Here is a 20,474-nt window from a genome sequence, read left to right as displayed (position 1 = left end):
GCGGGCGGAGGCGGGCCCTCCGCCCGACCGCCGGCGGGGGAACTAGCTGTCGACCCGGCCTTCGAGCCGGGCCAGCGCCTTGGCGATGGGAAGGGCCGTGAGCGAGAGCTGCCACTCACGCGCCCCGAGCGAGCGCAGCCGCGCGGTCACGCTCTCGTCGGTGATCTCAGCGGGCGGTTCCCAGGTGAGCCTGCGCACCGCGTCGGGCTGGAGCAGGTTCTCCGTGGGCATGCGGTGCTCCTCGGCCAGCGCGGCCACCACGGCCCGCGCCGCCGCGAGGCGCTTGGCCGCCGCCGGGTCGCGGTCGGCCCAGCGGTTGGGCGGGGGCGGCCCGTCGCCGGGCGTGCTCGGCTGGGGCAGCTCGCCGTCGGGCAACGTCCGCGCCCGGTTGACGGCGGCCAGCCAGTCGTTCATGTACCGGCGGGCGCTGCGGCCGGTGAAGGCCGAGATCTCGGTCAGGGCCTTCTTCGTGCGGGGGCCCTCAAGGGCGGCGGTGACGATCGCGGCGTCGGGCAGCACCCGGCCGGGGGCCAGGTCGTTCTCCCTGGCGATCGTGTCGCGCATGGTCCACAGCTCACGCACAATGGCCAGCGCGCGCACGTTGCGCACCTTGTGGATGCCCGACGTACGCCGCCACGGGTCGGACCGCGGCGTCGGCGGCGGGGTGTTGAGCACGGCCGCGAACTCCTCGCGCGCCCACTCCAGCTTCCCCGACCCGGTCAGCTCCTGGTGGAGCATGTCGCGCAGCTCGACCAGCACCTCGACGTCGAGGGCGGCGTAGCGCAGCCAGTCCTCCGGCAGCGGCCTGGTGGACCAGTCGGCGGCCGAGTGGCCCTTCTCCAGCCGCAGCCCGAGTACGGTCTCGACCATCGTGCCGAGCCCGACCCGTTCGTAACCGAGCAGCCGGCCGGCCAGCTCGGTGTCGAAGATCTCGCGCGGCTTGAAGCCGACCTCCATCAGGCACGGCAGGTCCTGGGACGCGGCGTGCAGCACGACCTCGGTGCCGGTGAGCGCGGCGTCGAGCGCCGACAGGTCGGGGCAGCCGACCGGGTCGATCAACGCGGTGCCGGCGCCGGCCCGGCGGAGCTGGACGAGGTAGGCCCGGTTGCCGTAGCGGTAGCCGGAGGCGCGCTCGGCGTCGACCGCCACGGGGCCGGTGCCCGCGGCGAAGGCGTCGACGACCCGGGCCAGCCCGTGCGCGTCGGCGATCACCGGGGGGATGCCCTCGCGGGGTTCGAGCAGGGGCTCTACGATGCGTTCTTCTGTCATGAGCTCACCGACCTCATGACGCTGGTGCTGTCTTGACTGGTGCCCTCACTTCGTACGGTCACTCTCCGGATCATCACGTCGGCGCGGCAGCGCGGCCACGTCGGGCGGGAGCGGCGGGATCCCCGCCGCCAGGCACATGAGGTCGCACCAGGCGGCGACGTGGCCGGACAGATCCTCCTCGGCGGGCGACCAGGACGCACGCAGCTCGAGCTCGGTCGTGACCGGGTCTTCCGCCTTGTTGCCGAAGCCCTCGGACACAGCTCTAGTCACGGTACCGCCCGCGGCGGAGTAGTCGGCTTCGTGCGCCTCCAGGGCCTCGGTCAGCCAGCTCCACACGACCGGGCCGAGCAGCGGGTCGGAGGTGATCTCCGGCTCCATGTCGGCCCGGACGTAGGCCACCAGCCGGAACGGGCCCTCCCAGCCGCGCTGGCCGTCGGGGTCGTAGAGCAGGATCAGCCGGCCGACCGCGAGCTCGTCGTCGTCGCGGTAGACCGAGGCGCCGATGGCGGCCGAGTAGGGGGCCAGCCGCTGCGGCGCGGGGAGGTCCTCCAGCTCGATCTCCGGCCTGACCTCGGACAGCCGCAGGCTCTGCGCCGCGCGGGTGAACGCGGCGGGCGGCGGTGGCTGGTCACCGAGGGTCATAGCCGAAGCGTAGGTCGAGGACGGACGGAAGGGGACCACGGGGGTGCTCATCCTTGGTGATCAAGCCGCTGCCGTAACCAGCTGGCGGACCGGTCGGGTGGTCTCGGCCGAGCCGAGCAGGATCGCGTGGCCGCATTCGGCGCAGGCCCATTCCGGACACTCGCCAGGACCGTGCCCGTCGAAGCAGGGCGGCTGCTCGAACAGCCGCTCGCCGGCGCAGGCAGCACAGCGCTCGCTGCGAACCTCCGGGGAACTCCACAACGCGGTCATCGCACCAGTCATCGAACCGGGGCCTTTCTTCGGGTCGTGGCTCCGACGTTGGCACGAGCCGCTGACAATTCCCCGCAACGCGCTCGGCGTGTCCCGAAAGTGGTCGCTGAATCGGTGCCGCGCGGTGGGTTGGTGAACATTTGGTCCAGTCGAGACCGGCTCTCTGGGCGGGCATGGGGTGTGTTCGACCCGTGTGCGACGCCGCTGCCGGGCAGACCGGTAAACCTTCATCTGGCTATCTGATCATGATTTTGGGTATCCAATGCATGTTTTTCCGACACCTTGCGCCGATGTCTCGGCCGATCGGGTGCCATGGCACCCTTGGAGGGTGAATCTCGCCGACTCAGCCTTCCTGCGCGCCTGCCGCAGGCAGCCCGTCCCGCACACCCCGGTCTGGTACATGAGGCAGGCCGGGCGCTCGCTGCCCGAATACCTGAAGGTCCGCGAGGGTGTGCCGATGCTCACCGCCTGCGCGACGCCCGACCTGATCGTCGAGATCACCATGCAGCCCGTGCGCCGCTACGGCGTCGACGCGGCCATCTTCTTCAGCGACATCGTCGTCCCGCTCAAGGCCATCGGCGTCGACCTCGACATCAAGCCGGGCGTCGGCCCGGTCGTCGCCGACCCGATCCGCGACGCGCGGGCCGTCGCGGCGCTGCGCCCGCTGGAGCCGGGCGACGTGCACTACGTGACGGAGGCGATCTCGGCCCTGGTGGGCGAGCTGGGTGCCACCCCGCTGATCGGCTTCGCCGGCGCGCCCTTCACGCTCGGGTCCTACCTCATCGAGGGCGGCCCGTCGAAGAACCACGACCGCACCAAGGCCATGATGTACGGCGAGCCCGCCCTGTGGCACTCCCTCATGGAACGCCTGTCCGACATCGTGCTGGAGCACCTGCGCATCCAGATCGCGGCCGGCGCCTCGGCGATCCAGCTCTTCGACTCGTGGGTGGGCGCGGTGGCCCCTGACGACTACCGCGAGTTCATCCTGCCCCACACCCGGCGCATCTTCGAGGGCGTCGCGGGCGTGCCCCGCATCCACTTCGGCGTGGGCACCGGCGAGCTGCTCGGCGTGCTCGGCGAGGCCGGGGCCGACGTCGTGGGCGTCGACTGGCGGGTGCCCCTCGACGAGGCGGCCCGGCGCGTGGGGCCGGGCAAGGCGCTGCAGGGCAACCTCGACCCGGCGATCCTGCTCGCGCCGTGGGAGGTCGTGGAGCGCAGGGCCCGCGAGGTGCTGCGGCGCGGCGCGGCGGCCGAGGGGCACGTGTTCAACCTCGGCCACGGCGTGCTCCCCTCGACCGACCCCGACCAGCTCAAGCGCCTGACCGACCTGGTGCACGAAGCGGGCGCCTGACCGTCACGCCGCCGACGGTCCGGGCTCGGCGGGCTCGGGCCCGGCCGGCGGCGCGGGGCGGCGCGCGCGGTTGCGCCGCACCAGGAACACCGCCGCGGCCACCAGCGGCGCCATGACGACCAGCCACGGCAGCAGCGCGCCGAACACGGTCAGCGCCGTCTTGGTGAACGACACCAGCGCCTCCCACCCGGCCTTCAGCCCGCCGAGGAAGCCCGCCGGCTCCTCGGCCGGGTCCTCCACCACGGTCACCGGCCCGACCAGCCGGAGCGTGAGCGTGGCCATCGCGACCTGGGTGGCCAGCTCCTTCTGCTGGGCCTGCAACGCCTCAAGGTCCGCCTCGCGGGAGTTGATCTCCCGCTCCACCTGGAGCACCTGCCCGATGGTCTCGGCCTTCTTCAGCAACGTGCGCAGCGACTCCAGCGACTTCTGCGCCGACGTCAACCGGCTCTCGACGTCGGCGACCTGGAGGGTGACGTCCTGGGTGCCCTGGGTCATCGAGAGCTGCTTGCCCAGGTCCTTGCCCAGCCTGGCGGTCACGTCGGCGTACCGGGTGGGCGGGATCTTGAACTCCAGCAGGGCCGAGTCCTCGGTGTCGCCGGCCGACTCGGCCTCCTCCTTCGACAGGTAGCCGCCCGCCGCCGTGACGAGCTGCTTGGCCTGCTGCGCGGCCGGGATGACCTGCTTGGCGCGTACGGTCATGCTGCCGGTGTAGATCACCTGCCGGTCCTGTTGCCGCTGGGCCAGTTTGACCCCGGAGACCGCGCTGCCGCCGTCCTGCGGCGCGGCCTGCTTCTTCGGCGCGGCCAGGTCCCGCGCCTCGGGGGCGGCCATGCCCTGCGTGGCCACCGCGGGCGCGCCGCCCGACATCGTCTCGACCGTGCCGCCGCCGCAGCCCGCGAGCAGCAGAGTGGCGCAGGCCGAGAGCGCGATGCCTAACCGGATTCTCCTCATGCCCTTATGACGGAAGCTGGATCACCCCGGTTTGGCGACATACATCACGGTAGGGTCACGTGCCCCGATCAGCTGGGCGGTCTGCCGAGGCGGTAGCGTCAGGAGACGTGGAAGGGAAACGGGCGCACGTCGTCGTCATCGGCGGTGGGATCTCCGGCCTGGCGGCCGCGTGGTTCCTCCGTCAGGGTACGAGCGAGCAGGTCAAGGTGACCGTGTTGGAGGGCAGCCCCCGCCTCGGCGGCAAGCTGCACGCCTCCGAGGTCGCGGGGGTGAGCGTCGACGCCGGGGCCGAGGCCATGCTGGCCCGCCGGCCGGAGGGCGTCGAGCTGGCCAAGGCCGTCGGGCTGGAGGACGAGCTGGTCTTCCCCGGCACCGTGCGGTCGGCCGTCTACTCCAGGGGCGCGCTGCGGCAGATGCCGAAGGGGCACGTCATGGGCGTGCCGGCCGACCTGGCGGAGCTGGCCAGGTCCGGCATCATCTCGCCCGGCGGCCTGCTGAGGGTGCCGCTCGACCAGGTCCTGCCGCCCACGCTGGTGCGCACCGACGTGTCCGTGGCCTCCTACATCCGGGCCAGGATGGGCGGTGAGATCGTCGAGCGACTGGTCGAGCCGCTGCTCGGCGGGGTCTACGCCGGCCGTTCCGACATGCTGTCGCTGGAGGCGACGATGCCGCAGGTCGCGGCCGTCGCCAGGGCCGAGCGCTCGTTGCTGAGCGCCGCCCGGCACATCGTCGAGGAGGCGCCCAAGAACGGCGGGCCGATCTTCACGACGCTGCGCCAGGGCGTGGGCAGCCTGCCCGAGGCGGTGGCCAAGGCGTCCGGGGCCGACGTCCGGACCGGCGTGACCGTGCGCGAGCTCCACCGCACCGAGCACGGCTGGCGGCTGGTCGCCGGGCCGGTGCCGCGCCCCGAGGTGATCGAGGCCGACGCGGTGATCCTGGCCACGCCCGCTCCCGCCGCCGCCCGCCTGCTCAGGGCCGAGGTGCCCAAGGCCGCCGCCGAGCTGGCCAGGATCGAGTACGCGAGCATGGCCGTCGTCACGCTCGCCTACCCCGTCGACGCGCTCCCGCAGCCGCCGACCGGCAGCGGCTACCTGGTGCCGCCGGTGGAGGGCCGGCCGGTCAAGGCGGTGACGTTCAGCTCGGTCAAGTGGCCCCACCTGGCTCAAGACCTGCTGCTCGTGCGCTGCTCGGTCGGCAGGATCGGCGAGGAGCACCTGCTCCAGCGCGACGACGCCGAGCTGGTGTCGCTGGCCACGGCCGAGCTGGCCGACGTGGTGGGCGTGCGCGGCCTGCCGGTCGACAGCCGGGTCACCCGCTGGGGCGGCGGGCTGCCGCAGTACAACGTGGGCCACCTCGACCGGGTGGCCAGGGTGCGCGCCGCGGTCTCGGGCGCCGCCGGGCTCGCCGTGTGCGGCGCGGCCTACGACGGCATCGGCGTCCCCGCCTGCATCGCGACCGCCCGTACGGCCGCGGCCCGGATTCTGGACCACCTGTCGCGAGAAGGAGAATGAAGGACATGACAGAGGGCGCGCCGCGGCTGAAGGCCCGCGATCTCAACCAGGTGATCCGTTACACCATGTGGTCGGTCTTCCAGGTGACCGAGCAGGTCCCGGGCAACCGGGAGAACATGGCCGACGAGGTCGAGGAACTGCTCGCACAGGCGGCCGGGAAAGACATCGTGACCAGGGGGGTCTACGACGTCGCCGGCTTCCGTGCCGACGCCGACTACATGTTCTGGTGGCACGCTCCCACGCCCGAGGACCTCCAGGACGTCTACTCCCGGTTCCGCCGCACCGGCCTCGGCCGGCACAGCAGGCCGGTCTGGTCGGCCATGGCGCTCCACCGGCCGGCCGAGTTCAACAAGTCCCACATCCCGGCCTTCCTGGCCGAGGAGGAGCCGCGGGCGTACGTCAGCGTCTACCCGTTCGTGCGCTCCTACGAGTGGTACCTGCTGGAGGACTCCGAGCGGCGGGCGATGCTGGCCGAGCACGGCCGGATGGCCCGCGACTACCCCGACGTGCGGGCCAACACCGTGGCCTGCTTCTCGCTCAACGACTACGAGTGGATGCTGGCGTTCGAGGCCGACGAGCTCCACCGCATCGTCGACCTGATGCGCACGCTGCGCGGCGCGGAGGCCCGCCGCCACACGCGCGTGGAGATCCCGTTCTACACGGGCGCCCGCAAGCCGGTGCAGGAGCTCGTCGCGGCTCTGCCCTAGCGGTCATGGTGGCCTGGTGCGGAGCGGAACATCCAGGCCAACTTGACGATCTCCCTGCAGTGATCTACCCCCTTTGTCACAATCGAGGGTGAATTCCCTTTTGGTGGCATGGCGTCGGTGGCACGGTCCATGCAGGGGCGAGGAGGGGCCGGGTGGAACAGTCCGCGGAAGGGCAGAGCCCGGGGCGCCGGCGCGCGCCAGGCCGCCATGCGGCGTTACGGGACACGACATCGGCCGACCAGCGGACCGGCGACCGGCCCGAGACCCGTACGGGCGGCGCACGGGAGACCGGCGGCCGGGCGGAGGCGCGTACAGGCGGTCCGGTGGAGGCGCGTACGGGACGCGGACGGCATGGGCGGCGGCGCGGGCGTACCGGAACACGGGGCCTGGCGGCCGGCGCGGTGGCGCTGGCCGGGGGAGTGGCGCTGCTGCTCGGCCTGAACGGCGCACTCGGCGGGACGGTCACCGCCTCCGGAGCCCAGGCCGGCGCGGAGGGCGCCACGGCCCGGCAGGACCCGGCGGCCGAGGGCGGGGTCCCGGCGAACCCGGGCCGGGCGCCGGTCAACGGCAAGGGCGCCGCGGAGGCGCGCGAGCTGCCCAAGGGCCAGGCGCGGCCGAGCACGTCGGCCGCCGCCGACCCCGCCGGCTCAGGCGCGCCCGCCAGGACCGGCACCGCCGACCCCGCCGCGAAGCCGGACGCCGTCCAGGGCAGGCCGGACACCGTCACGGGGACGACCGAGACCGGCGACGCCCAGGTCAGCCTGCCCGAGACCGGCGACCCGGGCGATGCCAAGGGCGGCGACTCGGCCGGTTACAAGGCCGACGGGCCGTCGCGGCACACCGACCGGGAGGCCGCCGAGTACTTCCGCGCCCGTTGGGGGCGGGGCGACAAGGCGATGAAACACCTCAAGGACATCCGCACCGTAGGCGGATATCTGCGCATTTACACGAACTTACCGGACAGTGCCGACAATTCCGCCACGGCCATCACGCTGTGCAAACGCGGCCTGGAGTACCTCAGGGCGAACGGCGTGAAGCGTCCGATCGTCTTCGTGCAGGCGGAGTTCGGCGAGAACGGGAACCCCGTCCTCGCCAACATCCTGGGCCCTTCCGATCACAACTGCCGTGTCACGTACCCCCGGCCGAACTGACGCGCGCCGGGACTGAGCCTCCGGGGCGGGCTAGCGCACCCGGACCCTCGTCTTCGAGCACACCTCACACCGCTGAGTCACGACACGCCCGATCGTCTCAATCGTCACCCAGCGGTGGCGAAGATGGACACGGCCCACAAGCAGGCCCCTACCCCTTGTGGGCGATCGGTACGCTCTGTCGCTAATCGATCACCCCTTGGGTTCGAGCCTCAGCGAGACCGAGTTGATGCAGTAACGATCGTCGGTCGGCGTCGGATAGCCCTCGCCGTGGAAGACGTGACCGAGGTGGGAGTCACAGCGTGCGCAGCGCACCTCCGTGCGCACCATGCCGTGACTGTCGTCCTCGATCAGCCTCACCGCCTCCGATTCCGACGGCTCGAAGAAGCTCGGCCATCCGCAGTGCGACTCGAACTTCGTGTCGGACCGGAACAACTCGGCGCCGCAGGCGCGGCACGAGTACACGCCCTCGGTCTTGGTGTCGACGTACTCCCCCGTGAACGGGCGCTCGGTCCCGGCCTCCCTGAGCACGTGGAACTCCTCAGGAGAGAGCCTGGCCCGCCATTCGGCCTCGCTCTTGACCACCTTGTCCATGCGTCCAGACTACGAGATCCGGCAAAAAGAGATCTCCGCAGGGTGAAGCATCCTTTCTCGGCGGAATTCGCGTCTTTGTCGGTAAGGGGGTGTCATCGCCTCCTGCCAAGGGGTGAGATCGTCCGCGGCTCGCCGTAGCGGCACAGCCCACGCCCGTGCTGGCGCCGCTGGCGACCCGAGATGGCCGGCCGGGTGGCGCGCCAGCGCCCGGAACGGCGAAGGATGATCTTAGGTCCGTCCCGTCGAGCCCCGGTCCCGCCACCGACGCGGCTCCGGGACGGGCCCACCTCTTCCTTCGGCCGTTCTGTCGGCGCGGGGGAGTAGGTTCGATGGCATGGCATCGCCGTTCATAGAGCTCAAGGTGGGGGAGCGGACCGTCAAGGTCACCAATCCCGACAAGGTCTACTTCCCGGAGATCGGGGCGACAAAGCGGGAGCTGGTCGAATACTACGTGAGCGTCGGCGAGGGGGCCCTGCGCGCGCTCAGAGACCGGCCGACCAACATCAAGCGCCATCCCGACGGCGTCCAGACCGAGGCCATCTACCAGAAGCGCATGCCGCCCAAGCACCCCGAGTGGCTGCAGTCGGTCACGGTCACCTTCCCCAGCGGCCGCACCGCCGACTCGCTGCGGGTCACCGAGGTCGCCGCGATCGCCTACTGCGCCAACCTGGGCACGATCGACTTCCACCCCTGGCAGGTGCGGGCCGCCGACGTCGAGCACCCCGACGAGCTGCGCATCGACCTCGACCCGCAGCCCGGCCTGGAGTTCGACGCCGCGCGCCGGGCCGCCGAGCGCACCCGCGAGGTGCTCGACGAGCTGGGCATGGCGGGGTTCGTCAAGACCTCGGGCAACCGCGGCGTGCACATCGCGGTGCGCATCGAGCCCCGCTGGGACTTCGTCCAGGTGCGCCACGCCGGCATCGCCCTGGCCAGGGCGGTCGAGGCCCGCGACCCCGAGCTGGTGACCACCGCGTGGTGGAAGGAGGAGCGCGGCGACCGTGTCTTCATCGACTTCAACCAGAACGCCAGAGACCGCACCGTCGCCAGCGCCTACTCCGTCCGGGCCCGCCCGTATGCCCCCGTCTCGACTCCGCTGACCTGGGACGAGCTGACCGACGCCGACCCTCGCGACTTCGACATCCGCACCGTCCCGGCCCGCTTCGCCAAGCTGGGCGACGTGCACGCGGCGATCGACGACCGGGCGTACTCGATCGAGCCCCTGCTGGAGATGTACGCCGCCGACGACCGCGGCGACATGCCCTACCCGCCCAACTACCCGAAGATGCCGGGCGAGCCCAAGCGCGTCCAGCCCAGCAAGGCCAGGAACGCGCCGGAGGAGAAGTAACCCCGCACAGAATCAAGCGGGAGTCTCGGCGCGGCCCTCAGTGAGGCGACCTCCGATGCCCGAAAGGCCGGCCACCGTTGTGGGGCCGGCCTTTTCGCGGGAGTCGGTCAGCAGGTGTCGGCTCCGTCGAAGGTGCGCACGCCGCGCGGCACGCGCGAGTAGATGGTCTCGCCGGAGTCCACGGTCTGGCACGCGCCGTCCGTCCCGCGCGCCCAGATGATCTTCAGTCGGAGCCGGTAGCCGCAGTCGTTGCGGGCGTAGCCGGTCTTGGTGAGGGTCCCGGTGTTCTGCCAGACGGTCACGCACGACGGCGCGTTCCCGGCCGGCGCCGCCCAGGCGGGCAACGCGCTGAAGGTGCAGCACGTGACGGCGAGGGTGGCGAGGGCAGCTCGGGTGGCTGGGCGCATGTGAGGTGTCCTTCCGTTCCGGCCTCGGCCAGGCGGCTGCCTGGGCAGGGGGCGAGGTGGAGACAGAAGTGAACATCTCAGATCGGTAACGGCGATGGCGATCGTGAGCCGGCACAGGATGAGAGCCGCAGGTCTGGGCGTGTCGCGCGTAACGCTGGGACGGCGCTTCCGAAAATGTGGTCGAGTCCCCACAAAGCCCTGCGCCCCTTCCGCGTGACGAAACACTCCGGATGGCATGACGTGACAAGTCACGCGGCTCGGGCCGAACTTGTCAGGCGTTTCCGGCATCGAAACGGTCATGAACTCAAGCGCCACGCACAAGAGCAGCCCGATGGCCCGCCGACTCCGTGTCTGGGCGTCGACCGTCGCCCTGTCGACCTCCCTGGCGCCGATCCTCGCCACGGGCGCCGCCTTCGCCGCGACCGGCCCGGCGGCGACCGATCCGTTGCGGGGCGTCAACTGGGCGCCCGTCGTCGAGCGGGCGCTGCACTGCCCCAAGCCGGGGCCGAAGGACAGCTGGTACGTCGTCCGCGCCCGCGTCGCCGCCGTCGGCGACCTCACGCGCGACGGACGCCCCGACACCGTCGTCACCTCGTCCTGCCCGAGCCCCACGGCGGGCAACCCGGTGCTGGCCTTCGTCTACGACGGCGCGTCCCGGCGTTCGGCCCCGCGTCTGATCGGCACGCTGGGCAAGAACCGGTACTTCAAGACCCAGACCGTCGCCGTCCAGCGCGGCGAGGTGCGCCTGAGCGGCAAGGTGGTCAGCGACAAGGCTCCGCGATGCTGCCCCGACCTGCTCGTCCGCCAGACCTACAAGTGGAACGGCAAGGCGTTCCACCGGACGTCGGAGAAGCTGACCACCCTCTCCTGAACGGGCCGACGGCTGTGGGCCGCACGGCCGGACCCGGCGCCTGGGACGGGACCCGACGGCCCGGCCGTGCGGCGGCACAGGAGGTGCGGCCGCAAACGAAGGTAACTCCCGTACCTTCCGCCGGGGAAGAAGTCGGATATGTAACTATCCACTCCCGGTAGAGGATTCCTCGTCCGAGTAGAAAGAACCTCATCCCGGGCGGAGCGCCCGGAACACCCGTCCGGAACGAGCCCGGACGGGTGCGGAGCGGGAGCTCAGCGGCGCACGAGGTGGTGCGGCGCCAGTTCGCGGGTCTCGCCGCGTTCCAGGTAGACCACGCGGTCGGCCAGGCCCACCTGCTCGATGTGGTGCCGGAAGTCGTCCAGCGGTGAGCTGAAGACGCCGTAGTCGTCGTAGTGCACCGGCACCACGGTGTGCGGGTTGATGAGATCGACCCAGGTCGCGCCCTGCTCGCCGTCCATGGTGACGAGCAGGGTGCCGAGCAGGCGGGTGCCGCCCAGGTGCACGAGCGCGAGGTCGACCTCGGGGAAACGACGCGGGATCGCCTCCAGGCGGCGGTCGAGCAGGGTGTCGCCGCTGATGTGCAGGCGCAGCTCCACCAGGCCCTCGGGGCCGCGGAACTCCAGCATCGTCCCGATCACCGGCGGCAGCAGCGTCTCGGCGGGGCCGGGCGCGTGCCTGGCGGGCAGGGCGGTGACGGTCACGCTGCCCTGTGGCCCGTTCAGCTCGTGCTGCTCCCACACCTCCAGGCCCGTGCTGCGGCCGAAGCCGCGGCGGCGCAGCGTGCGCGCCGCCTGCCGGGTGGTGATGATCTGGGTGCCCTTGTCCAGGCCCTTCTCCGTCACCCGGTCCCAGTGGTCCCCGTGCAGGTGCGACAGCACCACCGCGTCGATGGGCGGCAGGTCCGACACGTCGATGGCCGGGTCCTTCAGCCGTCGCGAGCTCAGGCCGTAGCCCAGGTACGCCCGCTGGCCGCGGTGCAGGAAGTTGGGATCCGTCAACAGCGTGAAGCCGTTGTAGCGGATCAACGTGGTCGCGTTGCCGATGAACTGCAGGCTGCCCTTCATCCGGCTCACCCCGGATACGGCGGGTGCTGGCCCGGAGGCACGCCGCCGCCCTTGCCGCCGCCCTTGCCGCCGCCCTTGTGCCCCTTGTCGCTGCCGTGCGGCCGGCCGGCCCGCCTGCCGCCGCTCTTCGACTCCGGCACGGCGTCGGTGGATTTCGAGTTCGCGCCGGACTTACCCGACCGGCGAAGTTCGGGCTGTTGCGGATTGCTCATGGCTTTTGTCCCCCTTTGCGGCTTATCACCTACCTCCCTGCTCCGCCGCCAAACCCGCCGCCAAACCCGCCGCCCGCGGCGCCTACCGGGTCAGGCCCGCGTCGTGGGCGATGAGGCCCGCCTGGGTGCGGTTGAGGCAGCCCAGCTTGTCCAGCAGGCGTGACACGTACCCCTTGACGGTGGGTTCGGCCAGGTGGAGGCGGGCGGCGATGCGCGCGTTCGACAACCCCTCGCCGAGGCAGGCCAGCACCTCGCGCTCGCGTCCGGTCAGCGACTCCAGCAGCTCGCGGGCGCGGGCGCGGGCCGGGTCCGCCGCGGCCGAGGCCGCCACCAGCCTGCGGGCGGCGACCGGCGACAGCACGGTGTGCCCCTCGGCGGCCACCCGGACGAGCCCGATCAGGTCCTCCGGCGGCGTGGACTTGACCAGGAAGCCGGCGGCCCCCGCGCGCAGGGCGCGCAGCACGTACTCGTCGGCGTCGAACGTCGTCAGCACCACGACGACCGGCGGCCGGGGCAGCTCGACCAGGCGTTCGATCGCGGTGAGCCCGTCCACGCGGGGCATGCGCAGGTCCATGAGCACGACGTCCGGACGGCTGCGCACGACCGCCTCGACGCCGGCGGCGCCGTCGTGGGCCTCGTCCACGACCTCGATGTCGGGCGCCGAGCCGAGGATGGTGCGCAGGAAACGGCAGACCATCGGCTCGTCGTCCACGACCACGACTCTGATCATGTCGCCACGTACGCGGGGAGAGTGGCCTCGACGGTGAACCCGCCGTCGGGGGACGGCCCGGCGCGCAGCGTGCCGTGCACGACCTCGACCCGCCGCCGCAGGTCGGCGATGCCGAGGCCGGAGCCGGTGCCGGCCAGGGGGCCGCCGGGCAGGCCGGTCGGCGGCGTGTTGCGCACCGTGAGCCGTACCCGCGCCTGGCCGTACTCGATCCGCACCTGCACCCGCGCGCCCGGCGCGTGCTTGCGCACGTTGGTCAGCGCCTCGCGCACGATCCGGTACGCCGTGCGCCCCACCACCGGCGAGGCCAGCGCCCGGTCCCCCTCCTCGACCAGCTCGGCCGGCGTGCCCACGGAGGCGGACTCGGCGACCAGCGCGGCGAAGTCGGCCGCCGACGGCGGCACGTCCGGCTCCGGCGCGGTGCGCAGGACGCCGATCAGGTCCCGCAGCTCGTCGAGCACCTGGCAGCCCGCGGCCCGCAGCTCCTCGGCGGTCTGCCGGGTGTGTTCGTCGGCCGCGGTGACCCGCAGCGCGCCGGCCTGCAGCACCATGAGGCTCACCCGGTGGGTGACGACGTCGTGCATCTCGCCGGCCAGCCGGGCGCGCTCCTCGGCGCGGGCCTGCTCGGCCAGCAGGTGCCGCTCGCGTTCGGCCCGCTCGGCGCGTTCGACCAGCATCCTGAGCACCCGCCGCCGTCCGTCGAGGTAGAGCGCGAGCAGCGGGCCGACGGCCGTGCGCAGCACCCCGTCGACGAGCACGCCGGCCGCCGGTTCCCACACCCGTGCGATCACCATCGTGTACGCGGCCAGCACGGCGACGGCGACCCGCCGGTCCCTGCGGTCGTAGAGCGGCCCGTACGCCGCCGCGATGGTCGCGAACGGCGCCCACACGTTCCCCTGCCCGGCCGGGACCAGCATCCCGCCCGGCGAGATCAGCAACGTCACCACGAGCGTGTACGTCCCCAGCACGACCAGGACCGTCAGCGGCGCCCGGCGGCGGGCCACCAGCGACAGGCAGGCGGCCGCCTGGACCGCCAGCAGCGCCCAGGCCAGCGGACCGGGACGCTCGGGCCACCACGACAGACCCAGCAGCGTCGAGCCGGTGTCCAGCAGCGCGAAACCGCCCGCGATGACCACGTCCAGCACGAGGGAACGGCGACACGCCCCTGCACCCATGCCGCAAACGCTACGACATCCCCGCATGCCGTAAATATCGGGTAAGTGGGAAACCATACGAAAGTCGCATGTGCTCCCGCCGATCGTCGCCCCGGTGACCGACGGCCCGCCCTGCCGCACGGCCACCCCGCCGCCGTGCAATGGACCCATGACGAACCTCCCTCCGCTGGGCCGCTACGAGATCGACACCGAGAACTCCGCGATCCGCTTCACCACCCGGCACCTGTACGGCCTCGCCCGCGCCCGCGGCACCTTCGACGTCAGGGGCGGCACCGTGGACGTCGCCGAACCGCTCGCCGACTCCCGCGTGCGCGTGGAGATCGACGCCGCCGGCTTCCACACCGGCAACCACCGGCGCGACGAGACCGTGCGCTCGCCCCGCTTCCTCGACGCCGCCCGCCACCCCGTCATCACCTTCACCGGCGCCCCCGCCGGCGACGGGACGCTCACCGGCACGCTCACCGTCACCGGCGTCGAACGCCCGCTCACCCTCACCGTCGAGCGCTGCGACGTGACCGCGAACGGCTTCACCGTCGTGGTCGCCGCCCGCGTGGACCGGACCGCCTTCGGGGTGACCGCCATGCCCGGGATCGCCGCCCGTCACCTGGCGATGTCGGCCGAGGTCAGGTGCGTGCGGGCCGGCGTCACGGATCGCGGGGAAGGCCCAGCGCGCGCTCGGCGATGATGTTGAGCTGCACCTCCGTGGTGCCGCCGCCGATGGTGAAGGCCCGGGTGGCCAGGATCATGCGGTTCCAGTGGCGGTCGGACGGCGCCAGCGACCAGCAGAACTCCGAGACCGCCTGCGCGTGCCGCATGCCGAGCAGCTTGCGCACGCTGGCGGCGGGGCCCGGGTCGGCCCCGGCCAGCCTGGACAGCGTCACGCGCAGCCCGAGCGCCGAGATCGCCTGGCCCTCGGCCCACAGGCGGCCCGCCTGCTCGCGCTGCGACTGCCGCAGCGGCGGCAGGGCGCCGACCAGGCGGATCATGTCGGTGTGCCGGGAGCCCGGTCCCCAGGAGTCGCCGAGCGCGACCCGCTCGTGGGAGAGCGTGTCGCGGGCCACCCGCCAGCCGCCGTCCACCTCGCCCACCACCAGGTCGTCCGGGACGAAGACGCCGTCGAGGAAGACCTCGTTGAAGATCTCGTCCCCGTTGATCTCCTTGAGTGGCCTGACCGTGACGCCGGGGGCGGACATGTCCACCAGGAAGTACGTGATCCCCTCGTGCTTGGGCCTGCCGGGGGAGGTGCGGGCCAGGCAGATGCCCCAGTGGGCGTACTGGGCGAGGGACGTCCAGATCTTCTGGCCGGTCAGCGACCAGCCGCCCGCCACCCGGATGGCCCTGGTGGACAGGGCGGCCAGGTCGGACCCGGCGCCCGGCTCGCTGAACAGCTGGCACCACACGAGCTCGCCGGTGAACGTCCTGGGCAGGAAACGTTCCTGCTGCTCGGGGGTGCCGTACGTGACGATGGACGGGACCGCCCAGGCGGCGATCCCCAGGTTGGGGCGCTTGAGGTCGCGGAACTCCTGATGGATGATCACCTGTTCCAGCGGCGTGGCCGCGCGGCCCCACGGTCTGGGCAGGTAGGGCATGATCCAGCCGTCCCGTGCGAACCGGCCCAGCCGGGCGAGCGGCTCCTCGCGCCGCAACGACTCGGCCTGCGCCCTGATCGTCTCCCTGAGCCGGACGGACTCCTCGGGCAGGTCGGGTTCCATCGTGCGGCGGGCCCCCGCCAGGGCCAGGTCGGCGACCTGCTCGGCCCACGGCCCCGGGTCGCCGGCGAGCATGCGGCCGGACAGGGCGCGGCGGTAGTGGCGGTGGGCGTCGTGCTCGAAGGTGTAGCCGATGCCGCCGAGCACCTGGATGGCGTCGGCCGCGCAGCGCACCGCCGCGTCCGGCCCCAGCACGGCCGCCACCCCGACGGCCAGCCGCACATCGTCACCGAGCCCGCCGGGCTCTCCCGTGTGCGGGGCGTCGAGGGCGCGGGCGGCGTCCCAGACGGCGGCGCGGGCCTGCTCCAAGGCCACCAGGGCAGCCGCCACCCGGTGCTTGACGCCCTGGAACTGGCCGATCGGGCGGCCGAACTGCTCGCGTACCTTGGCGTGGGCGGCGGCCGTGCCGACCGCCCAGGCGGCGGTGCCGCACGCGTCGGCGCCGAGCAGCACCGCGGCCAGCTCCCGCACCGGCACCGGCCCCAGCAGGCGCTCCGGCGGGACGTCGAGACCCGTGACCGTCGTGACCGCGCACAGGTCCCGGTCCAGGTCGACGCCCTCGGCGGGCTCGGCGCGCACGCCGGCCCGGTCGAGCAGCGCCCACCCGTCACCGTGCGGCACGAGGAACAGGTCGGCCCCGGCCGCCCCGAGGGCGAGCGGCCCGAGCGCGACGGCCGCCGTCAGCGACCCGTCGGCCAGCCCCCGCAGCAGGCCGGCCGCGGGACTCCCGGACCGGGCGAGCGCCGCCGAGGCCAGCACGACCGGCAGGTACGGCCCCGCCACCCGCAGCTCGCCCAGCACCTCCAGCGCCACGCACAGCTCGACCAGCCCGTATCCCTGCCCGCCGAACTCCTCCGGCAGGTGCAGGCCCAGCAGCCCCTGCCCGGCCAGCGCCCGGTGCTCGACGGTGCGCCCCGCCAGCCCCTGTACGGAGGCCGCCAGCGCCCGGTGTTCCTCGGTCAGCCCGATCCCCATGGACGAACACTAGAACGATATTCGGTCGATCTCCAGGGTCCAGGAAAAACCGTTGGCGCGCGACCGGCGGGGGTGATTAGCCTGGCGACTGTCCCGTTCGGTGCGATTTCAGGAGGTGGGTTGATGACCGGCACGGCGCCCAGCGCGCCTCTCCGTGCCACGGGCGTGCCCGCCTCCCCTGAGTTCCAGAGCCTGAGGACGAGTATCTGAAGTCCTGGCCTCAGTGGGCCGGACCGCCTGTGGCACCCGCGTGCCTGTGAGGCCCGCTCGGCGCTCCCTTGCTGCCTTTTTTTCATGACAAATCCGGCAAGGAGAACCCAGGTTGTCTGCCAACGGCAAACCTCGTTCCATCATCAGCACCGACACCTTCGCCTGCGTCCGCTGCGGCCTGACCGTCGCCGCGTACGCGCCCGGCGGCGTCCGCCGTAACCACTGCCCGAGCTGCCTGCACTCGTTGCACGTGCTCGACCGGGTGGAGGGCGGCCCTTCGGAGTGCCGGTCGCGGATGAACCCGATCTCGATCGCGGTCCTCCGCACCGGCGACTGGATGATCATCCATCGCTGCTCACGCTGCGGCGAGCTGACGTCCAACCCGATCTGCGGGGACGACAACCAGCTCATCCTCATGCGCATGGCCGTACGCCCGCTCGCGCAGCCGCCGTTCCCGCTCGAAGCGTTCGGCGACCTGTGACATGCCCAGGAGGAACCCTGGCCGGGCCAGGCCGCAACAGCCGAAGGCCGTGCAACGTGGCGAGCGCGGCGACGCGTTCCGCTGCGTCGGCTGCCGGCTGGACGTACCGATGGACGCGCCGGGCACGGCGCACCGCAACCACTGCCCGCACTGCCTGACCAGCCTGCACGTCGACCACCGGATCCCGGGGGACCGGCGGGCGGGCTGCCGGGGCCCGATGGCGGCGCTGAGCGTCACCGTCAGGCCGGACGGGGAGTGGCTGATCATCCACCACTGCCAGGCGTGCGGCGGGCTCAGCGCCAACCGCATCGCCGGCGACGACAACGCGCTGGCCCTGCTGCGCATCGCCGTACGGCCGCTGTCCGACAGCCGCCTGCCGGTGAGCGCCCTGCTGGCGCTCTGACAGAAGGCGCTCCGAGTGCCTTGACGACGGCGGGCCGCCCTCCGGGGCGGCCCGCCCCTCGTGACGGCCTAGTCGTCGCCGAACTCCAGGCGCAGGGCCAGCGTGAAGTCGCTCACCGCCTCCTCGTGCCGCTCCATCTCCTGGAAGATCTCGCCGCGCACCCGGTAGGCCCAGATGTACTCGGGGTCCAGCTCGATGGCCCTGTCCAGGTCGCGCAGCGCGGCCTCGTTGTCGCCCATCTCGCTCAGCACCGCGCCCCGGCTGCCGAACGCGCGGTCGTTGTCGGGGTCGAGCTCGACCGCGCGGTTCAGGTCGGCCAGCGCCTCCTGGTAGCGGTCGATCATGCGCAGCGCCTCGCCGCGCCGGCTGAGCGCCCGCACGTGGCCGGGATCGGCCTCCAGGGCCCTGCTGTAGTCGGCGATGGCCTCGCTGTAGAGGTGCATGCGCTGGTACAGGTCGCCGCGCGCCACCCACGAGTACGCCAGCTCCTCGTTCAACGCGATGATCTTGGCGTGCTCGTCCAGGGCCTCGTCCAGCCGGTCCATGTCCACCAGGGCGTCGGCCTTGGCCTCCAGGATCCACAGGGACTCGGGGGCGAGGGTGAGCGCGTGGTCGAAGTCCTCCATCGCCTCCTCCAGCCGGCCGAGCGCCGCGTACGCCTGCCCGCGCGAGCCCAGCGCGTACGCGCTGTCGGGTTCCAGTCTCAACGACTCGTCGAAGTCCGCCAGGGCGGCCTCGTACCGCTCGATGACCCGATGGCTCTCGCCGCGCAGCCGCCAGGCACGGGCGTTGTCCGGGACCAGCGTTATCGACTCGGTCAGATCGGCGATGGCGGCCTCGTGCCGCGACAGCGCGATGTACGATTCGGCTCGGCTGCGCAGCACGGACGCGCGCGACTGGGCGGCTGCCTCGGTCAGCTCGGTCAGCTCGGACTGGTCGTTGATCCCCTCGCTCATGGAGGGAATCTACCGAACTAAAACTGGATGATGGCCGCCTTTTCCCGGGTGTACTCCATGACGGAATCGTGGCCGTACCCGCTGTCCTTCACGCCGCCGAACGGCAGGCCAGGAGGCATCTGGCGGTAGGTGTTCACCCACACGGTGCCGCTCTGCAGATCCCGCACGAACCGGTGCGCCCGCCCGAGGTCCCGCGTCCACACCCCGGCCGCCAGCCCGTACGGCGAGTCGTTGGCGATCTCCAGCGCCTGCTCGTCGCTGTCGAACGGGATGGCCACCGCCACCGGCCCGAAGATCTCCTCCTGGCAGATGCGCAGGCCGTTGTCCTCGGTCGTGTAGAGCGTGGGCTCCACCCAGTAGCCGCCCGGCAGACCGGGCACCACCTCGGCCCCCGACCGGCCGCCGAAGACCAGCTCGGCCCCCTCCTTCTCGGCCGTCTCCAGGTACGAGCGCACCCGCTCGAACTGCCCGGCCGACACGATCGGGCCCATGGTCGTGGCCAGGTCGAGGGGGTCGTCCAGGACCAGTCCGGCGCAGATGTGCCTGATCCGCCCGAGCAGGTCGTCCCAGATCGAGCGGTGGACGAGGATGCGCGAGCCGGCCACGCACACCTGCCCGGCGTTGCCGGTGTAGACGGAGTTCACGGTGACGCCCTGCGCGGCGGCGTCCAGGTCGGCGTCGGGGAAGACGATGTTGGGCGACTTGCCGCCCAGCTCGAACGTCAGCGGCTTCAGCGCGTCCGCCGAGGCCCGGGTGATGGCCTGGCCGGTGGCCGTGGAGCCGGTGAGGCTGACCTTGCCGACGTCCCGGTGCCGGACGAGCGCGTCGCCGACCTCCTCGCCGAGCCCGCTGACGATGTTCAGCACGCCCGGCGGGAACACCTCGGCCAGCAGCTCGCCCAGCCGCAGCACCGACGCGCTGGCCTGCTCGGCGGGCTTGACGATCACCGTGTTCCCGGCGGCCAGGGCGTAGGCGGCCTTGGCGGAGAACGTCGAGACGGGGGAGTTCCAGGGGATGATGCAGACCGCCACCCCGTACGGCTCGCGCCGCGTCAGCCCGAGCGTGTCCGGCCCGAGCAGGACGGTGTCGCCCGTGACCGCCTCCAGGCACTGCCCGGCGGCGAGCTGCCACAGGTACGCCATGCCCGGCAGGTCCTTCTTGAGCGTGTCGCGCAGGATACGGCCGTTGTCGCGGGTCTCCAGCCGGGCCAGTTCCTCGGCGTGCCGGGCGAACAGCTCCGACACCTTGCGCAGGAAGTGCGCCCGGCCCAGCGCCGGCATGGCCGACCAGGCGGGGAAGGCCGCCCGCGCCGCCGCCACGGCGGCCTCGGCCTCGCGCGCGCCACTGGCCGGGATCCGGGCCCACGCCTCGCCCGTGGCGGGGTTGACGGTGTCCATCGTCCGGTCCGCGGGGACCAGCTCGCCGCCGATGAGATTGCGGTAGTCAGGCACGCGACCAAGCATATGCTTGCTTGTCGCGAGCAGGCCAGTCCC

At 72.4% G+C, this 20,474-nt stretch carries 21 protein-coding genes; 9 read left to right on the top strand and 12 right to left on the bottom strand.

Annotation, left to right across the window (positions count from 1 at the left end; genetic code table 11):
• Positions 1–42: 42 nt before the first annotated feature.
• Positions 43–1,269 (bottom strand): ribonuclease D, encoded by a 1,227-nt coding sequence (locus tag ABZ459_RS02845; RefSeq protein WP_357964972.1) that lies wholly within the window; start codon positions 1,267–1,269, stop codon positions 43–45.
• 45 nt (positions 1,270–1,314) lie between these two features.
• A complete protein-coding gene (locus tag ABZ459_RS02840; RefSeq protein ID WP_352365603.1) occupies positions 1,315–1,911 on the bottom strand; it encodes a DUF3000 domain-containing protein in 597 nt (198 codons plus the stop codon).
• A gap of 670 nt (positions 1,912–2,581) precedes the next feature.
• On the opposite strand from ABZ459_RS02840, the gene hemE reads away from it, so the two are divergent.
• Positions 2,582–3,532, top strand: coding sequence for a uroporphyrinogen decarboxylase (hemE, locus tag ABZ459_RS02835; RefSeq protein ID WP_357965861.1), 951 nt, complete (start codon positions 2,582–2,584; stop codon positions 3,530–3,532).
• 3 nt (positions 3,533–3,535) lie between these two features.
• Here the strand turns inward: hemE and ABZ459_RS02830 are convergent, their stop codons facing one another.
• Positions 3,536–4,483: a DUF4349 domain-containing protein gene (locus ABZ459_RS02830; RefSeq protein WP_357964969.1), complete on the bottom strand. Its 948-nt coding sequence runs from the start codon at positions 4,481–4,483 to the stop codon at positions 3,536–3,538.
• 107 nt (positions 4,484–4,590) lie between these two features.
• Between ABZ459_RS02830 and hemG the strand changes: the two genes are divergently transcribed.
• The 3 genes from hemG to ABZ459_RS02815 all read left to right on the top strand — a co-directional run bounded on the left by hemG (position 4,591) and on the right by ABZ459_RS02815 (position 7,852).
• The gene (gene hemG / locus ABZ459_RS02825) at positions 4,591–5,994 is read left to right on the top strand and encodes a protoporphyrinogen oxidase (protein WP_357964966.1); all 1,404 of its coding nucleotides are present in this window, start codon (positions 4,591–4,593) and stop codon (positions 5,992–5,994) included.
• A 5-nt stretch (positions 5,995–5,999) separates the two neighbouring features.
• A complete protein-coding gene (gene hemQ / locus ABZ459_RS02820; protein ID WP_357964963.1) occupies positions 6,000–6,701 on the top strand; it encodes a hydrogen peroxide-dependent heme synthase in 702 nt (233 codons plus the stop codon).
• A gap of 152 nt (positions 6,702–6,853) precedes the next feature.
• A complete protein-coding gene (locus tag ABZ459_RS02815) occupies positions 6,854–7,852 on the top strand; it encodes a hypothetical protein (RefSeq protein ID WP_357964960.1) in 999 nt (332 codons plus the stop codon).
• Positions 7,853–8,041: 189 nt separating this feature from the next.
• Here ABZ459_RS02815 and msrB read toward each other — a convergent pair whose 3' ends face one another.
• A complete protein-coding gene (gene msrB / locus ABZ459_RS02810; RefSeq protein ID WP_357964958.1) occupies positions 8,042–8,443 on the bottom strand; it encodes a peptide-methionine (R)-S-oxide reductase MsrB in 402 nt (133 codons plus the stop codon).
• 334 nt (positions 8,444–8,777) lie between these two features.
• Between msrB and ligD the strand changes: the two genes are divergently transcribed.
• Positions 8,778–9,788, top strand: coding sequence for a non-homologous end-joining DNA ligase (gene ligD / locus ABZ459_RS02805; RefSeq protein WP_357964955.1), 1,011 nt, complete (start codon positions 8,778–8,780; stop codon positions 9,786–9,788).
• Positions 9,789–9,895: 107 nt separating this feature from the next.
• Here ligD and ABZ459_RS02800 read toward each other — a convergent pair whose 3' ends face one another.
• Complete coding sequence (locus tag ABZ459_RS02800; RefSeq protein ID WP_357964952.1) at positions 9,896–10,195, bottom strand: hypothetical protein; 300 nt, start codon at positions 10,193–10,195, stop codon at positions 9,896–9,898.
• Positions 10,196–10,493: 298 nt separating this feature from the next.
• Here ABZ459_RS02800 and ABZ459_RS02795 point away from each other — a divergent pair, with 298 nt between their 5' ends.
• Entirely contained in the window at positions 10,494–11,066 is a 573-nt protein-coding gene (locus ABZ459_RS02795; RefSeq protein ID WP_357964949.1) for a hypothetical protein, read from the top strand.
• 254 nt (positions 11,067–11,320) lie between these two features.
• Here the strand turns inward: ABZ459_RS02795 and ABZ459_RS02790 are convergent, their stop codons facing one another.
• The 4 genes from ABZ459_RS02790 to ABZ459_RS02775 form a co-directional block, all read right to left on the bottom strand.
• A complete protein-coding gene (locus ABZ459_RS02790; RefSeq protein WP_357964946.1) occupies positions 11,321–12,133 on the bottom strand; it encodes an MBL fold metallo-hydrolase in 813 nt (270 codons plus the stop codon).
• Between the two features lie 5 nt (positions 12,134–12,138).
• The gene (locus ABZ459_RS02785) at positions 12,139–12,345 is read right to left on the bottom strand and encodes a hypothetical protein (RefSeq protein WP_357964943.1); all 207 of its coding nucleotides are present in this window, start codon (positions 12,343–12,345) and stop codon (positions 12,139–12,141) included.
• A gap of 82 nt (positions 12,346–12,427) precedes the next feature.
• Positions 12,428–13,075: a response regulator transcription factor gene (locus tag ABZ459_RS02780; RefSeq protein ID WP_357964940.1), complete on the bottom strand. Its 648-nt coding sequence runs from the start codon at positions 13,073–13,075 to the stop codon at positions 12,428–12,430.
• Positions 13,072–14,247, bottom strand: coding sequence for a histidine kinase (locus ABZ459_RS02775; protein ID WP_357964937.1), 1,176 nt, complete (start codon positions 14,245–14,247; stop codon positions 13,072–13,074). The genes ABZ459_RS02780 and ABZ459_RS02775 overlap by 4 nt, the downstream gene beginning before the upstream one ends.
• Positions 14,248–14,395: 148 nt before the next feature.
• On the opposite strand from ABZ459_RS02775, the gene ABZ459_RS02770 reads away from it, so the two are divergent.
• Entirely contained in the window at positions 14,396–14,932 is a 537-nt protein-coding gene (locus tag ABZ459_RS02770) for a YceI family protein (RefSeq protein WP_357964936.1), read from the top strand.
• Here ABZ459_RS02770 and ABZ459_RS02765 read toward each other — a convergent pair.
• On the bottom strand, positions 14,892–16,931 hold the full coding sequence (locus tag ABZ459_RS02765) for an acyl-CoA dehydrogenase (protein ID WP_357964933.1): 2,040 nt from the start codon (positions 16,929–16,931) through the stop codon (positions 14,892–14,894). The two genes, ABZ459_RS02770 and ABZ459_RS02765, sit on opposite strands and share 41 nt — an antisense overlap.
• 322 nt (positions 16,932–17,253) lie before the next feature.
• On the opposite strand from ABZ459_RS02765, the gene ABZ459_RS02760 reads away from it, so the two are divergent.
• Together ABZ459_RS02760 and ABZ459_RS02755 are read left to right on the top strand one after the other, a co-directional pair.
• Positions 17,254–17,622: an RNHCP domain-containing protein gene (locus tag ABZ459_RS02760; RefSeq protein WP_352325680.1), complete on the top strand. Its 369-nt coding sequence runs from the start codon at positions 17,254–17,256 to the stop codon at positions 17,620–17,622.
• Between the two features lies 1 nt (position 17,623).
• Positions 17,624–18,025 carry an RNHCP domain-containing protein gene (locus ABZ459_RS02755; RefSeq protein WP_357964930.1) on the top strand — a complete coding sequence of 134 codons (402 nt, stop codon included), beginning with the start codon at positions 17,624–17,626 and terminating at the stop codon, positions 18,023–18,025.
• A 68-nt stretch (positions 18,026–18,093) separates the two neighbouring features.
• Here the strand turns inward: ABZ459_RS02755 and ABZ459_RS02750 are convergent, their stop codons facing one another.
• The gene (locus tag ABZ459_RS02750; RefSeq protein WP_357964927.1) at positions 18,094–18,981 is read right to left on the bottom strand and encodes a tetratricopeptide repeat protein; all 888 of its coding nucleotides are present in this window, start codon (positions 18,979–18,981) and stop codon (positions 18,094–18,096) included.
• Positions 18,982–18,998: 17 nt separating this feature from the next.
• Positions 18,999–20,432: an aldehyde dehydrogenase family protein gene (locus ABZ459_RS02745; RefSeq protein ID WP_357964924.1), complete on the bottom strand. Its 1,434-nt coding sequence runs from the start codon at positions 20,430–20,432 to the stop codon at positions 18,999–19,001.
• Positions 20,433–20,474 lie beyond the last annotated feature (42 nt).

Source organism: Nonomuraea sp. NPDC005692 (genome assembly GCF_040631115.1).
In the GTDB taxonomy this organism is placed as follows: Bacteria; Actinomycetota; Actinomycetes; order Streptosporangiales; family Streptosporangiaceae; genus Nonomuraea.
Note: the sequence above shows the minus strand (reverse complement) of the source record. Positions and strands in the feature narration are given on the sequence as shown.

Bases quoted from the DNA above. Each gene is read 5' to 3' on its own strand.
- ABZ459_RS02845 (WP_357964972.1), bottom strand. From the start codon at position 1,269: ATGACAGAAGAACGCATCGTAGAGCCCCTGCTCGAACCCCGCGAGGGC.
- ABZ459_RS02840 (WP_352365603.1), bottom strand. From the start codon at position 1,911: ATGACCCTCGGTGACCAGCCACCGCCGCCCGCCGCGTTCACCCGCGCG.
- hemE (WP_357965861.1), top strand. From the start codon at position 2,582: ATGAGGCAGGCCGGGCGCTCGCTGCCCGAATACCTGAAGGTCCGCGAG.
- ABZ459_RS02830 (WP_357964969.1), bottom strand. From the start codon at position 4,483: ATGAGGAGAATCCGGTTAGGCATCGCGCTCTCGGCCTGCGCCACTCTG.
- hemQ (WP_357964963.1), top strand. From the start codon at position 6,000: ATGACAGAGGGCGCGCCGCGGCTGAAGGCCCGCGATCTCAACCAGGTG.
- msrB (WP_357964958.1), bottom strand. From the start codon at position 8,443: ATGGACAAGGTGGTCAAGAGCGAGGCCGAATGGCGGGCCAGGCTCTCT.
- ligD (WP_357964955.1), top strand. From the start codon at position 8,778: ATGGCATCGCCGTTCATAGAGCTCAAGGTGGGGGAGCGGACCGTCAAG.
- ABZ459_RS02800 (WP_357964952.1), bottom strand. From the start codon at position 10,195: ATGCGCCCAGCCACCCGAGCTGCCCTCGCCACCCTCGCCGTCACGTGC.
- ABZ459_RS02795 (WP_357964949.1), top strand. From the start codon at position 10,494: ATGAACTCAAGCGCCACGCACAAGAGCAGCCCGATGGCCCGCCGACTC.
- ABZ459_RS02790 (WP_357964946.1), bottom strand. From the start codon at position 12,133: ATGAAGGGCAGCCTGCAGTTCATCGGCAACGCGACCACGTTGATCCGC.
- ABZ459_RS02785 (WP_357964943.1), bottom strand. From the start codon at position 12,345: ATGAGCAATCCGCAACAGCCCGAACTTCGCCGGTCGGGTAAGTCCGGC.
- ABZ459_RS02780 (WP_357964940.1), bottom strand. From the start codon at position 13,075: ATGATCAGAGTCGTGGTCGTGGACGACGAGCCGATGGTCTGCCGTTTC.
- ABZ459_RS02775 (WP_357964937.1), bottom strand. From the start codon at position 14,247: ATGGGTGCAGGGGCGTGTCGCCGTTCCCTCGTGCTGGACGTGGTCATC.
- ABZ459_RS02770 (WP_357964936.1), top strand. From the start codon at position 14,396: ATGACGAACCTCCCTCCGCTGGGCCGCTACGAGATCGACACCGAGAAC.
- ABZ459_RS02765 (WP_357964933.1), bottom strand. From the start codon at position 16,931: ATGGGGATCGGGCTGACCGAGGAACACCGGGCGCTGGCGGCCTCCGTA.
- ABZ459_RS02755 (WP_357964930.1), top strand. From the start codon at position 17,624: ATGCCCAGGAGGAACCCTGGCCGGGCCAGGCCGCAACAGCCGAAGGCC.
- ABZ459_RS02750 (WP_357964927.1), bottom strand. From the start codon at position 18,981: ATGAGCGAGGGGATCAACGACCAGTCCGAGCTGACCGAGCTGACCGAG.